Consider the following 14500-nt stretch of genomic DNA (forward strand, 5'->3'; position numbering starts at 1 on the left):
ATCAATGATGCTGTTACCGTCAAAGGCTGCAGCGTTAAAGATATCTACAAAATTAACAGCTTTTTTTAGATGATGCTTTAAAATTGAATCATTTTTAATTTCTGTTTTCATCTTTATCCTCCTATCTAAATTAGAAGAATAAATCATTAAATCTAGAGACATTATACTACATAATTTATTCTTCTACTATCTATATACAACCGCACTTAGTGTTTTTTCTTTTTTTATTTTAAATTTTTTTAAAAAATCGTTCTTTTTAAGAAAAAAGTTGTTTTTACTCTTATATTGATCTACCAAAAGAATTATATAGATTTAGTAAGTATCATATCTCACTTTGAAATTATTAATTTAATATACTTTAATTTTAACATTTGAAACTTTTATTACTATTTGGATAATTTTAGATATTCAATTTAATCACCAACAAAAGTCTTAAAAAAAATAGAAACTGAAGTTATCCAGTTTCTAAAATATTTTACAAATAAGCTGTTATTTAGATAGTTGTTTGTTTTCTTCCATTTTTTTAATTACTTTTTTAAATTCAAAATAGAACATAGTTGCTGTAGTTATTACTGCAATCGTATCAGCTAATGGCTCAGCTAAAAAGATAGCGAAAACTTTATCAGTGAAAAAATTAGGTAAAATATAGATTAAAGGTATTAATACTAATATTTTTCTAAATATCGCTAAAAAAGCACTTTTTTTCGAATTACCAAAAGCAATGAAAGACTGCTGGCAAGAAATTTGAATTCCCATTATTAACATTGCCGCTAAATAAATTCTCAGTGCCCAAACAGTTATTTCCATTAAAGCTGGATCGCTAGTAAAAATAGATACAAATAATGATGGTACTAATAATGCTAGTGCCCATAAAATTGTTGAATAAGTTAAACAAGAAATCGTTTGTAATTTAAATGCCTGTTTTACCCGCGAAGCATTATTAGCTCCATAATTGTAGCTAATAATTGGCTGACCACCTTGGGTCAATCCTTGTAATGGTAACATTGCAAATTGCATGATACTTGATAATACCGTCATCGCGCCAACCGCTAAATCACCACCATATTTTAAAAGTGATGAATTAAAACATAAAACTAAAATACTTTCCGTTGCCTGCATCATAAATGGAGCAACACCTAAGGCAATACATGGCGCTAAAACTTTCATTTCAATTTTAAAATTTTCTTTTTTTAATTTTAAGACTGTGTCTTTACCTGATAAAAACCAGACTGCCCAAATAGCACTTAATGTTTGTGATAAAACAGTTGCAATGGCAGCTCCTTTAACCCCTAAATTTAAACCAAAAATAAATACAGGATCTAAAATAATATTAGTTAATGCTCCAATAATAACAGTAAACATACTAATTTTAGAAAATCCCTGGGCAGAAATAAAAGCATTCATTCCTAAAGTTAACTGAACAAAAATTGTTCCTAAAGCATAAATCGTAATATAATCAATAGCATAACCAATGGTATTTTGACTAGCCCCAAATAGATATAATAACGGTTCTTTAAAAATCAATACTACAATCGTTAAAATAATCGCAACAACAATCAAAGAAACAAAACAATTTCCTAATATTTTTTCGGCTGTCTGATTGTCTTTTTTCCCCATATAAATACTAGCTCGAGGAGCGCCACCCATACCTAGTAAATAAGCAAATGCCGAAACAATCATAATGATTGGAAAACATACCCCTACTCCGGTTAAAGCAGTGGCTCCAACACCTTCAATATGTCCAATATACATTCGATCGACCATATTATATAAAGCATTAACTACCTGCGAAGTGATTGCTGGTAATGCCAGGATGAATAATAGATGTTTAACAGGCTCTTTTTCAAGATCAACTTCTTGAGATATTTTTAATTTCATCAAACCTTCCTCCTTATCGTTATAAAATAGTATAAAACTTCTTGTTGAAAAAATCAATTTAATCAAAAATACCCATTATTATGGGTATCGCTTTTATAAATATTGATTTAAAAATGCCGTTATTTTATCAAACGGAATAACATCTAAATTATCATATAAATCAGTGTGAACTGCATCAGGAATGATCATTAATTCTTTATTTTCTGGACATGGATTATTTTTTATCATCTGTTGATATGCATCCTGACTCATATAACATGAATGAGCATTTTTACCGTGAATGATCAAAACCGCATTTCTAATTTCATTAATATAACTTAAAATCGGCTGATTTAAAAATGACATTGTTCCAATTACATTCCATCCTTCATTTGAATTTAATGAACGTTTGTGATATCCACGTTGCGTTTTATAATAAGCATGATAATCTTTTACAAAGAATGGGGCATCTTCTGGTAATGGATCAACGACACCGCCACCACGCTGATAAGTTCCATCTTTATAATCTTTGATTCTTTGTTTACATAAATTTAATCGCTGCTGATATCTTTGTTCTTCGCTATCACTAGCATCAAAGTATCCTTTAGCTGCAATTCTTGACATATCATACATCGTTGAAGCAATGGTAACTTTAATTCTAGGATCAATAGCGGCTGTATTTAAAGCCAGACCACCCCAGCCACAAATTCCAATAATTCCGATTTTTTCCGAATCAACATTGTTTTGAAGGGAAAGGAAATCAACAGCTGCCTGAAAATCTTCAGTATTAATATCAGGTGAAGCCATATAACGAGGACTTCCACCACTTTCACCAGTAAAAGAGGGATCAAAAGCAATTGTCAAAAAACCTCTTTCTGCCATTGTCTGGGCATATAATCCCGCAGCCTGCTCTTTTACGGCACCAAAAGGACCACAAATGGCTAAAGCTGGTAATTTTTCTTCATAGTTTTTCGGTTCATACAAATCAGCCACTAGAGTAATTCCATAACGATTATGAAAAGTTACTTTATGATGATTAACTTGTTTACTTTTAGGGAATGTTTTATCCCATTCTTGTTCTAAATTTAATTTTTCTTCCATTTTCTTTTCTCCATTTCTAAATGAATTATAAAAGAAAAAGTTTATTTATACAAATACTTATATCGTAAAGATAGACATGCTTTATAAGCATATCTACCCAAAATAAAAATGCAGTAGATAACTGCATTAATTATTAGTGATTAGTAAAAACGGTTCTAATCTTTCCGGTAAAGCTTCAATTAATAAACTAACTATTTTTTCAATACTAATTGGCATGTCATTTAGTACCCAGTCAACGGTCATATCAATAGAACCTTTACAATACATTTTTAATAAAAAATCTAGTTCACTGTCAATTTTGTGACCACAGTTTTTTTCAATCATTCCTTGATAAAATTCATAGATACAATTAAAATCGTAATTTATTAAATTATTATGATCATTTGCTTTAAATGCTTCTTTAAAAAAAGAATGCTCACTTTCAATAAAAGCAAATTTTAACTCTAATGCTTCTTTTAAAGAACAGCCATTTCCCATTTGTCTAAATGATTGTAGTACTAGTTTTTCAAAATACCAGTTAACTAAATCATATTTATCTTTAAAATAACGATAAAAAGTTTGACGGGTCATTCCACTTCTAGTAACAATATCGGTTACGGCGATTTTATCTAAAGGAACTACTTTAATTAAATCTTTGATTGCCTGGGCAAAAATGTATCTTGTTTCATCATGTCTATCCATATTTTTGTACCTCTTATTTTATTATAAACTACAAATAGTATTTAGACAAATAAAAAAAGCTGAAATAATCAGCTAAGCGACTCATTTCGTAAGCCAAGTTCTGTTTTTCAAACGATTATTTATCTATGCTTAACGCATCCGTCTTTTAGTTCATTTCCCTCAAGACGATTCCCCTACCAAATTTGGGTTTCTTCCTTGCAGAGTTTACCTCTTTTCAGCTAGTCTTTCAACTAGAATTGTTTCTGTGGCACTTTGTGGCTTATCAACCATGCTTGCGTTTAGGTCTTAGGCCGGTCGTTAGCTTGCGCTACCGTAACTTATTGATTCGCTACGTACAAACACTACAAGCATCTCAGCTTGTGGAAGCCTGGACTTTCCTCTGTTTTACAGCAATCGTTTTCTATGAGTCATTATTATTTTACATATTTTCAATAATAAAACAAGTTTTTTTAATCAAAAGCTAAATAAATCAAACTGACTTATTTAGCTTTTTTGATTATTTTTGTTGATTAAATACAGCTTTTTCCAATAATGATAAACGTTTTAAAATATCCACATTAGTTGATAGGTTTTCTTCCATAGCATGGATATTATCATCTTGTAAAGCTTTTTCACGTTCAAGTTTAGCGATCTTTACTTTTTGTTCACTAATTCTTCTTTCTAACTGTTCGATGCGATCATAAGAAGCATTCAACATCGCAGCAAAAGCTTCATAATCTTTAACAATCAAATCTAAAAAATGATCCACTTCATCAGCATTATATCCTTTAAAATCAACCTTAAATTCTTTAGCTACAATTTTTTTAGGACTTAGCACTACTTTTCTTTCCAAGTTCATCAACTCCTTTAAACATATTATATACTATATTGAAACAAAAAAACATTTTAAATGCAAGCAAGTTTTTATTATTACCATTTTCTTTTATGATTTAAAGAAATTTACAATGTTGTATAAACTTAACAGATATTATGATATTTTTCTAGATATATGGTATAATAGCTAAGTAAAATAATAAAAAGGAGCAAATATGATTAATTATCCTAATTTAAAAAAGACAACGATTCATCAAACTAAAACGATTGATGGCAAAATTAATACTCGACATCGGGGGATGAATTTAGAAGAAGATATTAACATGACCAATAAATATTATTTGGCTAATGAAATTGCTAATATTCATAAAAAACCAACCCCCATTCAAATTGTCAAAGTTGATTACCCTAAACGATCAGCCGCCAGAATTGTAGAAGCGTATTTTAAAACGCCGTCAACGACTGATTATAATGGTATTTATAAGGGCAAGTATTTGGATTTTGAGGCTAAGGAAACGAAAAAAATGAATTTTCCGTTTACTAATATTAGTGGCCATCAAATTGAACATTTAAGAAGTATAATTAAACATCAAGGAATTGCTTTTATTATTATTGCTTTTACCCTGTTAAATGAGGTATACTTAATTGATGCTTCTTATATCATTGAAGCATATCACGCTGGTCAAAAGTCGATAACTTATCAAACAATCAAAGAATATGGTCATTTAATTAAAAGCGGCTATAATCCTCGATTAGATTATTTGAAAATTATTGATCAGTATTATTTAGGAGGTTTCGAAAATGACAGATAACCCTACAAAAACAAAGAAAAAAAGTAAAAGAGGAAAAAAACTTAATTGGAAAAAAGTTGTTACATCAATAATAGTTGTTGTAATAATCGTCTGTTTAGGTACGGGATGCTTTTTTGCCTGGTCAGTTTATAAAGAAACAGAAGATTTTTCAGCTGAACGACTGCTTTCAGGTGAAGCAAGCAAAATTTACGATAAAAACGGTGAGTTGATGTATACTTATGGTAGTGATGAAAACGGAAAACGAGAAAACATCACTTACGAAGATTTACCTCAAGTTCTAATTGATGCTGTTGTTTCTGCTGAAGATTCACGTTTCTTTGAACATGATGGTTTTGATTTACCGCGAATCGCTAAAACGATGATTACTAATTTACTTTCCGGTAGAATTAGAGGTGGGGGATCAACGATTACCCAACAGGTAATTAAAAAATCTTATTTCCCTGATGAAGAAAAAACATATACCCGTAAAATCAGTGAAATAATCCTGGCAATCCAGGCAACCAAACAAATTAGTAAAGAAGAAGTTATTACATTATATTTAAATAAAATTTATTTTGGTCGCAGCACTAGTTCAATTGGGATTTCCGCCGCTAGTAAATATTACTTCAACAAAGAAGTTTCTAAGCTTACTTTGCCAGAAGCTGCCTTATTAGCAGGAACTTTAAATTCCCCTTCACGCTACGATCCATACTATGATCTTCAGGCTGCAACTGATCGCCGGAACGTGGTTTTAAACTTAATGGTTGAACATGGCTATATCACTCAGGAAGAATGTGATTTAGCTAAACAGGTAAAGGTTGAAAATATGTTATCGCAGGGTACTTCTACTTCTGACAGTTCTTTAGCTGCTTATGTTGATTTAGTAACCGAAGAAGTAAAAGAAAAAACGGGCATGGATCCAGCTGAAACACAAATGAATATCTATACTTACTGTGATCAAAATGTCCAAAAAATAGCTACCCAGATGGCAAATGGTGAAACATATAATTACAGCGATGAAGAATTACAAATGGCCGGAAGTGTTCAATCAAGCCAGGACGGTCGAATTGTTGCTATAATTGGCGGTCATAGCTATAAATCAGGAGATCTAAACAAAGCAACCGTAAAACAGCAGCCTGGTTCTTCAATGAAACCATTGCTTGATTATGGTTTAGCTTATAAATATTTAGACTGGGCAACTGGTCATAGTGTTGAAGATAAAGAAACTACATTTACCTATGGTGGTGAATCATATAAACCAAAAAACTGGGATAACAGTTTCCATGGTATTATGACTATTTCTGAAGCTTTAGAAGATTCATGGAATATACCAGCTGTCGCTACTTTTGAACAAGTATTAAAAGAAGTTGGAGCTGAAGCGGTTATCGAAGATATGGAATCACTTGGAATTGATATGACTTATGAAAAAGAACATAACAATGAAATTCCATTATCATACGCAATTGGAGGATGGTCAAAAGGAGTTAGTCCTGTTGAATTAGCAGGTGCTTATGCAACGATTGCCAACAATGGTGTTTATATTGAACCACATACTGTTAATTATATTGAAATTGTTGATAAAAGTAATAAAAAGAATACCGTAATGGTTGACCAGGATATCCAAAACGCAGCTACTCAAAGTTTAGGTGAAGATGTTGCTTTCATGATTAGAGAAACAATGTTAAGCTATACTGGTAATGGTTCTGGAAATTATGCTTATGTTTCTGGAATTCAAAACGTAGCGGCTAAAACCGGTACTTCTAATACTTCAAGTGGTGCCAATAGAGATTTATGGATGACAGCTTATACACCTGATTATACCTGCTCTGTATGGATGGGATTTGAAGGCGAAGCTTTAAAAGCCGGTAAAAACACTAGTAAATATAAAGCTTATCCTGGTAAGGTTGTTGGTGAATTATTAGAATATTTAGAAGATAATACTAGTGATAAACAAACTTATCCTGATCAGCCAAGCAGTGTTGAACAAGTACAGATTGTCAAAGGAGTATATCCATATCAAAGTCCTAGCAGTTCAACGCCACAAAGCAATATCGTTACATGCTGGGTTAAAAAAGGTAAAGGTCCTAGTTCAACGGCTGCTGAAGCAACAATCAATAATTTAAGTTCATTCGATGCAACACTAAATAGCAGTGGTACAATTGATGTTACTTTTGGTGCTTATGATACTAGTACTGGAACAACTTATGGTACTGTTGTCTATATGGTTGATATTTATGATGAAGCTAATCAATTAGTTCATAGTGAAAAACTGACAACTAATAAAGGCACAATTAATTATAAACCAACCGGAAAAGTTAGGGTTGTTGGATATTACAAATATGATGAATTGGATATCACTTCAAACAAAATGGAAAAAACCATTGGTAATACAGCCACTACCCCATTAAAAGATGTTAGCTTTTCTATTACCAGCAACGGAAGTTCCGTTTCAAATGGCGCAACGATTACTTCAACATCGATTGCTGTTAATGTCAAAGCCCAAAGTGATACTAATACGATCACGATCCAGTTCTTAAATACATCAGGATCATCGATCCTTGATCCAATTACTTTTAAAGGTAGCGGTACTAAAGAATTTAATTTAACAGCTGGTGCTACTTATGTCATAAAAGTAAGCGAAACTAACGGCAGTGAAACTGTTAGTGGTTCGACTACATTTACTGTAACCAGCCAAGAAACACCAGATACAACTAATTAAAAAAGTCCTAACAAGGACTTTTTTATTTTAAATATTTCTTTTTTATATTATCTTTGCACATATCAAACAATTTACATTCTTTACAGTTGGGATTCGTTGCTTTACAAAAATAACGGCCAAAGAAAATAAATTGATGGTGTGATTTATTCCAGCGCTCGCGGGGAATCGAACGGCATAGCTTTTTTTCTACCGTTAAAACATTATCATCCCTTTTGGCAAATCCTAAGCGCTTAGAAATTCTTTCAACATGAGTATCAACTGCAAAAGCAGGAATATCAAAAGCTACTGAGCGAACGACATTAGCTGTTTTTCGCCCTACTCCCGGTAAACTTTCTAAATCTTTTTGACTGCTTGGTACTTGACCATCAAACTTTTCAAGCAAAGCATTAGCCATTGCTAATAAGTTTTTAGCTTTATTTCGATATAAGCCAATTGACTTAATACTTTGTTGCAAATCTTCTAACTCGGCATTAGCCATTGTTGTAACATCAGGATATTTTTTAAACAGTGACTTAGTTAATTGATTAACTTTTTTATCGGTAGTTTGGGCTGAAAGCATAACCGCTACTAATAATTGAAAATCAGTTTCATGATTCAATTCACAATAAGCATCAGGATACAGCTCATCAAAATAATCCAATACTCGACTAGTTTTTTCCTTATTCATCTTCCCACCATTTATACTCACTAACTGGAACTGTACGTTTTGGTTCTTCACTTTCAACATAACGCATCTTAACTCCATTTTTAGCCCAGTTAGACAGTATCCCTTCTATATATCTAAAATTTAAAACTTGACTTTTTACTGCTTCTTTTAACGCTTTTACAATTAATTCATCTTCGTATCCCGTTTCTTTCCAATCGCGTATAATATTTAACTCAATTGGTGATAAAGAACGAGCAAACTGTTCTTCAAAAATATCAACCAAACTTACATTCGTTTTTTCTTCTCCGGTTTCTTGGCTTTCTTCTAATAATTTTTCTTCTAAATGATTTAAGCTAATAGCACCCGATAGATTACAAATCAATTTTTTATTTAATAAACTTTGTAACACCTGATTTAAACTATGTGGTGATAACAGTGAATAATTTTGTAACATCGCTGGTGTGATCAAGCGATTATCAGCTTCTTTTAAAGCATAAATAATTAATAGAATATGACATTCATTACCATCCAATTTCATTTCCTTGGCTTTTAAAACCAATAAACGTTCAATATTAATACATTTACTACTAACTAAACTTTTTAACATCTTCTTAACCATTATCAATTCGATATGCTTTTACAAACTCACCACTATCAATTCCATAAAAAGCATAAATCAAAGAATCCTTCCCTTGATACATTAAACTATAAACAAAAATTTCATTTTCATAACCAATGGTAACTTCATTAGGCTCCACTTTATATCGATTAATAAAATCATCAATACAAACTTGTCTGGCAGCTACATCACCACTATAAGATTTAATAAACTTACCACTATCATCAAAAACAGCATACTGTAATTTATCTTTTTTAACAGCATGAATTATATAATAACTTTTATCGCTATCATAACGATCAAAATATTCAACGTCACTATATTTTCTTTGGGCTACAATCTGATTTTCCATTTGTTTAATTGAATTTTGATTTTTTGAATATGGCAAATGAACCCATAACATAAAATAACTTACAAAAACAAACAAAATGATCAAAAATACAATCAATATATTAAAACGATTTTTACGTAAAAATTTCAATCTTACACCAACTTTCTTTCGCTTACCATTATACTATCAATTTAGTCAAGATAAAAGAAAAATCTCAAAATGAATTTTGAGATTTAATCACGATCATTTCCAATTACGATCAACACAATTCTAAGTAATGATAAAATTGTTGAAAGCAATGAAGCAACATAAGTAAAAGCGGCTGCTGATAGCATTTTTTTAGCCCCATAATATTCATCCATCGTCAAATAATTAGCTTGGAGAATTTGTAAAGCTCTTGATGAAGCATCAAATTCAACTGGCAACGTAACTAACTGGAATAATAAAATTCCTGACATCAAAATAACCCCGATCCAGGCAATATTGGTATTCCCCATAAATAAACCAATTAATACTGCAATCCAGCCTAAATGCTGTCCGACATTACAAAGTGGTAAAATACTATTTCTAAAGATCAACGGCTTATAGCCAACTAAATGCTGGATAGCATGACCACATTCATGACTAGCTACTGCTAAAGCAGCAATTGAGGTTCCATCATGGATTTCATTAGATAAATTAATCGTTTTATTACGCGGATTATAATGATCACTTAACTTACCGCTGACACGCTGGATCGTAACATCTTGTAATCCATTACGATCTAAGATTTCTCTAGCGACCATTGCCCCAGTTAAATAACGACTATTAGGAATTTTTTCATATTTACTATAAGCACTACTTACTTTTATTTGGGCATAGATCATGATCAATGATCCTAAAACCACTAACAAATAGCCAATTAAATATGTCCGGCTCATTGGAAAATAATAAAATGGCATTTTTTTCATCTCCTTTAAATATTATTATACACTATATTGTTAACAAAATGTGAAGAAAATAAAAGGCAATGAAATTAATTCATTGCATCTTTTAAACGATTACTAGGTTTAAATGTAACTGTTTTGCTTGCAGGAATAACCATCTCTTCTTGAGTTTTAGGTGAAATTCCTTTACGTGCTTTACGATCATTAACTTTGAATGTCCCAAATCCAGAAATCAAAACTTTATTTCCTTCAATGACACTACGTGAAATTGTATTAAAAACAGTATCAACTAAAAGCTCTGCTTCTTTTTTAGTTAAGTTTCTTTCTCTAGATACTGTTTCGACTAATTCTCTTTTATTCATAACTACCTCCATAAATTTAATACCACGAAAGTATAACATTAAAAAGTAGTGATTTCAAGCAATTTTATCCGCAATATTAACGTTTTTTTAGAATAATTTTTTTTATTAAATTTATGGATATTTTTGTTATTTTAATCAGCTAAAAAACCGCTGTTGCGGTTTTTACAAAACGATTGCAATGACATTACTTTTCCCTTTATTAACGATCTTTGATAAAATATCATGGATGCGCAAACTTGCATTTTCAGGAATCGCATTCAACTTAAAATACATTCCTTCTTCAATCAAATCACCTAACTTACGACCAAACACATCACAATCAAAAATGGCCTGTTTATCATCACCATTAGAATTTAAATATTCAATAAACGCTTCCGCCTGTTCCTTAGAACCAATAATTGGTTCAAACGTACTTTCAATATCTACTTTGATCATATAAGTAGTTCCCGCTTTCGAAACCAGTTTCATCCCAAATCGCGGTCCTTGTTTAATTAACTGCGGTTCACTTAATTCAATTTCATCTAATTTAGGAATGGCATAGCCATAACCGGTCTGTTTAACCATTTTAATGGCACTAGAAAAACTTTCATATTCCTTTTTAATATCGACTAATTCTTGAATAAAAGTTAAAAAAGTCGCCTGATCAAAACCTTTATCACCAATGATTTCTTCTAAGATTTCGTTATATAAACCGCTTCTTTCTTCAATCTTTAAAGTAGCGCTCGAAGTTGTCGTATCGATTCCCGTTAAATAAGCTTTATCAACAAAATCATATTCACTAATAGTATCGCCGATTCGTTCAACATCCTTGAATTTTTTAATTGATTGTAATGATTCTTTTAATGAATTATCTAAAGTTTGTTTTAACCAGTGATTATTAGACATCATTGCTAACCATTTTGGTACTTCAATCCGTACTTCGCTAATTTTAAATTCATATAATGCTTCTTTTAACAGAGAAACAATTTGGACTTCTTCCATTCTTGTGACATCCATCGTTAAAACCGGAACATCGTATTTAGCCGTCAACCGTTCATATTCTCTTTGGCAAGCCGGACTATTAATATCTTTACTATTGACAATGACAATAAATGGTTTATCAATCTCGATCAATTCATCAATAATACTGTCAGTAGCTTCGTTATAATTAACCCCCGGAATATCACAAATACTGCCATCACTAGTAATCACGATTCCAATCGTTGAATGATCCTGGATTACTTTTTTAGTTCCAATCTTGGCTGCCTGATCAAACGGAATTGATTCCAAATACCACGGTGTCTTAACATAGCGAATACCCTGATCATCCTGGTATCCTTTAGCGCCATCAATTACATAACCGACACAATCAACTAAACGGACTTTAACTTTAAAATTTTCATCCATGACCATTTCAATTGCCTGATTAGGAATAAATTTCGGTTCTACAGTCATGATCATTTTTCCTTTACCAGATTGTGGTAATTCATCAATTGCTCGTAACTTAGCATCTTTATCTTCAATATATGGAATGACCGCCATTTCCATAAATCGTTTGATAAAAGATGATTTCCCACTACGAACCGGTCCCACCACCCCTAAATATATATCGCCATCGCATCTTTTAGCGATATCATGTAAAATATTTTTTGTTTCCATAGTAAACTCCTCTCTTCGTATTATTTATATGAAAACCGTTATTTTTTAGAACAGTAATCCTAATTCTTTTCGTTAAATCGATTTATTATAAAAATTAAGAAAATAAAAATTGCAATTTTATCACATAAGCGTTATAATTAAATAGTAATCATTACTATTTAAGGAATTTGGAGGAATAAAAATGAAATACGTATGTAAAATTTGTGGATTTGTTTATGACGAAGCATCTCAAGATAAAAAATGGGATGAATTAGATGATAATTGGGTTTGCCCAATTTGTAAGGCACCAAAAAGTAAATTTGAAGCCGTAGTTGAAAATAGCGAAAGTAAATATGCAGGAACTAAAACTGAAAAGAATTTAATGGAAGCATTCGCTGGTGAATCAATGGCTCGTAATAAATATACTTACTTTGCTGAAGTTGCTCGTAAAGAAGGATATGAACAAATCGCTGCTATTTTTGAAGAAACAGCTGATCAAGAAAAACAACATGCGAAAATGTGGTTCAGTGAATTCCATGGAATCGGTTCAACTGACGAAAATTTAAAGACAGCTGCTGCTGGTGAAAATGAAGAATGGACTGATATGTATGCAAGAATGGCTAAAGAAGCTCGTGAAGAAGGATTCGAAGAATTAGCAGTTAAATTTGAATATGTTGGTAAAGTTGAAAAATCTCATGAAAAACGTTATTTAAAATTATTGGATGCATACAAAAATGGAACAACTTTCAAAGGTGATGCTCCTAAAGGTTGGAAATGTCGTCAATGTGGATTCATTTATGAAGGTGATGAAGCTCCTGAAAATTGTCCAGTATGTGGATATCCAAAAGCATATTTTGAAAGAATGTGTGAAAATTATTAAAAAGTTCGCTAAGGCGAACTTTTTATGTTAACAAATATCCATAAATTACATTTAAAACCCCGGATAAAACCATTACCAAAATTGGATTAGCTTTTTTGTAAATAAGTAAAAATAAACAAAACGCAAAGATAATGACCATATGAATTTTTAACTGTTTAAATGCAATGACACCCTCGCTGCCAAAAAAAGCTGAAATGATAATCGTTAATCCCGCCGTTGCAATTAAGGCTACAACTGCAGGTCGTAAGTAATTTAAAATATTTTGTAATAATTTCATATCTTTATATTTAAGATAAAAATAAGCTAAGATCGTAATTAAGATACATGATGGTAAAATACAGCCTAGTGTGGCTACAATTGCTCCGGGAATCCCGGCAATCTTGATCCCTACAAACGTTGCTGAATTGATAGCAATTGGTCCTGGGGTCATTTGCGAAATTGTAATTAAATCACTAAATTCTGATAAATTCATCCATTGATGAAGATCAATAATCTGATTTTGAATTAATGGTAAAGCTGCATATCCGCCACCAAAACTAAAAGCTCCGATTTGTAGAAAACTTAAAAATAATTGAATTAAAATCATTGCTTACTCCTTTCCTGATATAAAGAAATAATTGTTCCTAAAACAATACAAATAATAATGATATAAATAACACTAATTTCTAACCAGTAATTAGCGATAAAAGCACCGATCATAATCACAAAATAAATTACCTTTTTTTCTTTTAAAATACCACTTGCCATAGAAAAAACAACTTCACTAATAACAGCTCCAACTCCAGCTTGCATCCCATCAAGTAATAAAACGATCAAAGTACTTTCTTTAAAAACTTCATAAAACATGGAAATGATTGAAATAATCAAAAAAGGCGGTAGGATGGTCGCGATTATACTAACGACAATACCTATTATACCAGCTAACTTGTAACCAATAACGATTGCTCCATTGACGGCAATCGCACCTGGTGCTGACTGGGCAATCGCGACTAGATCCAGCATTTCCGATTCTTCGATCCAATGATACTGGTCAACGAATTTTTTTTGCATCAAAGTAATAATGACATAGCCGCCACCAAAAGTAAAAGTACTTAGATATAACATTGAAAAAAATAATTTAATTAATTTTTGTCTCATCCTAACGCCTCCTTTTCTTA

General features: G+C 31.5%; 15 protein-coding genes, 1 other RNA gene and 1 pseudogene. 4 read left to right on the forward strand and 13 right to left on the reverse strand.

The features are described from left to right. Positions 1 to 489: 489 nt before the first annotated feature. The 5 genes from J7M77_RS13410 to gpsB form a co-directional block, all read right to left on the reverse strand. Positions 490 to 1878 (reverse strand): MATE family efflux transporter, encoded by a 1389-nt coding sequence (locus tag J7M77_RS13410; RefSeq protein WP_296879431.1) that lies wholly within the window; start codon positions 1876 to 1878, stop codon positions 490 to 492. A gap of 93 nt (positions 1879 to 1971) precedes the next feature. After that, positions 1972 to 2958, reverse strand: coding sequence for an alpha/beta hydrolase (locus J7M77_RS13415; RefSeq protein ID WP_296879433.1), 987 nt, complete (start codon positions 2956 to 2958; stop codon positions 1972 to 1974). Between the two features lie 126 nt (positions 2959 to 3084). Beyond that, positions 3085 to 3639: a TetR/AcrR family transcriptional regulator C-terminal domain-containing protein gene (locus J7M77_RS13420; protein WP_296879435.1), complete on the reverse strand. Its 555-nt coding sequence runs from the start codon at positions 3637 to 3639 to the stop codon at positions 3085 to 3087. Positions 3640 to 3727: 88 nt separating this feature from the next. After that, an RNA gene (gene rnpB / locus J7M77_RS13425) (RNase P RNA component class B) lies at positions 3728 to 4043 on the reverse strand. A gap of 92 nt (positions 4044 to 4135) precedes the next feature. Next, complete coding sequence (gene gpsB, locus J7M77_RS13430; protein ID WP_296879437.1) at positions 4136 to 4471, reverse strand: cell division regulator GpsB; 336 nt, start codon at positions 4469 to 4471, stop codon at positions 4136 to 4138. A 196-nt stretch (positions 4472 to 4667) separates the two neighbouring features. On the opposite strand from gpsB, the gene recU reads away from it, so the two are divergent. Beyond that, positions 4668 to 5264, forward strand: coding sequence for a Holliday junction resolvase RecU (gene recU, locus J7M77_RS13435; protein ID WP_296879438.1), 597 nt, complete (start codon positions 4668 to 4670; stop codon positions 5262 to 5264). Beyond that, entirely contained in the window at positions 5254 to 7962 is a 2709-nt protein-coding gene (locus J7M77_RS13440) for a transglycosylase domain-containing protein (protein ID WP_296879440.1), read from the forward strand. Before recU ends, J7M77_RS13440 begins: the two co-directional genes overlap by 11 nt. Before the next feature lie 22 nt (positions 7963 to 7984). Here J7M77_RS13440 and nth read toward each other — a convergent pair whose 3' ends face one another. The 6 genes from nth to spoIVA form a co-directional block, all read right to left on the reverse strand. After that, positions 7985 to 8629 (reverse strand): endonuclease III, encoded by a 645-nt coding sequence (gene nth / locus J7M77_RS13445; protein WP_296879442.1) that lies wholly within the window; start codon positions 8627 to 8629, stop codon positions 7985 to 7987. Further along, positions 8622 to 9215, reverse strand: a complete 594-nt coding sequence (locus tag J7M77_RS13450; RefSeq protein ID WP_296879443.1) for a DnaD domain protein — start codon at positions 9213 to 9215, stop codon at positions 8622 to 8624. The genes nth and J7M77_RS13450 overlap by 8 nt, the downstream gene beginning before the upstream one ends. A gap of 4 nt (positions 9216 to 9219) precedes the next feature. Then, positions 9220 to 9708, reverse strand: coding sequence for a hypothetical protein (locus J7M77_RS13455; protein WP_296879445.1), 489 nt, complete (start codon positions 9706 to 9708; stop codon positions 9220 to 9222). Between the two features lie 83 nt (positions 9709 to 9791). After that, entirely contained in the window at positions 9792 to 10499 is a 708-nt protein-coding gene (locus J7M77_RS13460) for a zinc metallopeptidase (RefSeq protein WP_296879447.1), read from the reverse strand. A gap of 74 nt (positions 10500 to 10573) precedes the next feature. After that, positions 10574 to 10846, reverse strand: a complete 273-nt coding sequence (locus J7M77_RS13465; protein WP_296879449.1) for an HU family DNA-binding protein — start codon at positions 10844 to 10846, stop codon at positions 10574 to 10576. Positions 10847 to 11008: 162 nt separating this feature from the next. Then, on the reverse strand, positions 11009 to 12484 hold the full coding sequence (gene spoIVA, locus J7M77_RS13470) for a stage IV sporulation protein A (protein ID WP_296879451.1): 1476 nt from the start codon (positions 12482 to 12484) through the stop codon (positions 11009 to 11011). Positions 12485 to 12665: 181 nt separating this feature from the next. Between spoIVA and J7M77_RS13475 the strand changes: the two are divergent. Both J7M77_RS13475 and rbr read left to right on the forward strand, forming a co-directional pair. Then, positions 12666 to 12773: pseudogene (locus tag J7M77_RS13475) on the forward strand (rubredoxin); the annotation flags it as partial. Continuing rightward, a complete protein-coding gene (gene rbr, locus J7M77_RS13480) occupies positions 12759 to 13343 on the forward strand; it encodes a rubrerythrin (protein WP_367237029.1) in 585 nt (194 codons plus the stop codon). The pseudogene J7M77_RS13475 and the gene rbr, both read left to right, overlap by 15 nt. Positions 13344 to 13365: 22 nt before the next feature. Here the strand turns inward: rbr and J7M77_RS13485 are convergent, their stop codons facing one another. Then, entirely contained in the window at positions 13366 to 13929 is a 564-nt protein-coding gene (locus J7M77_RS13485) for a chromate transporter (RefSeq protein WP_296879452.1), read from the reverse strand. Next, on the reverse strand, positions 13926 to 14480 hold the full coding sequence (locus J7M77_RS13490) for a chromate transporter (protein WP_296879455.1): 555 nt from the start codon (positions 14478 to 14480) through the stop codon (positions 13926 to 13928). Before J7M77_RS13490 ends, J7M77_RS13485 begins: the two co-directional genes overlap by 4 nt. Between the last annotated feature and the right edge of the window lie 20 nt (positions 14481 to 14500).

Source organism: Thomasclavelia sp., assembly GCF_017889095.1.
Lineage (GTDB): Bacteria > Bacillota_I > Bacilli_A > Erysipelotrichales > Coprobacillaceae > Thomasclavelia.

Coding starts and splice junctions, on each gene's coding strand:
- J7M77_RS13410 (WP_296879431.1), bottom strand. CDS start 1,878: ATGAAATTAAAAATATCTCAAGAAGTTGATCTTGAAAAAGAGCCTGTT.
- J7M77_RS13415 (WP_296879433.1), bottom strand. CDS start 2,958: ATGGAAGAAAAATTAAATTTAGAACAAGAATGGGATAAAACATTCCCT.
- J7M77_RS13420 (WP_296879435.1), bottom strand. CDS start 3,639: ATGGATAGACATGATGAAACAAGATACATTTTTGCCCAGGCAATCAAA.
- recU (WP_296879438.1), top strand. CDS start 4,668: ATGATTAATTATCCTAATTTAAAAAAGACAACGATTCATCAAACTAAA.
- J7M77_RS13440 (WP_296879440.1), top strand. CDS start 5,254: ATGACAGATAACCCTACAAAAACAAAGAAAAAAAGTAAAAGAGGAAAA.
- nth (WP_296879442.1), bottom strand. CDS start 8,629: ATGAATAAGGAAAAAACTAGTCGAGTATTGGATTATTTTGATGAGCTG.
- J7M77_RS13450 (WP_296879443.1), bottom strand. CDS start 9,215: ATGTTAAAAAGTTTAGTTAGTAGTAAATGTATTAATATTGAACGTTTA.
- J7M77_RS13460 (WP_296879447.1), bottom strand. CDS start 10,499: ATGCCATTTTATTATTTTCCAATGAGCCGGACATATTTAATTGGCTAT.
- J7M77_RS13465 (WP_296879449.1), bottom strand. CDS start 10,846: ATGAATAAAAGAGAATTAGTCGAAACAGTATCTAGAGAAAGAAACTTA.
- spoIVA (WP_296879451.1), bottom strand. CDS start 12,484: ATGGAAACAAAAAATATTTTACATGATATCGCTAAAAGATGCGATGGC.
- J7M77_RS13485 (WP_296879452.1), bottom strand. CDS start 13,929: ATGATTTTAATTCAATTATTTTTAAGTTTTCTACAAATCGGAGCTTTT.
- J7M77_RS13490 (WP_296879455.1), bottom strand. CDS start 14,480: ATGAGACAAAAATTAATTAAATTATTTTTTTCAATGTTATATCTAAGT.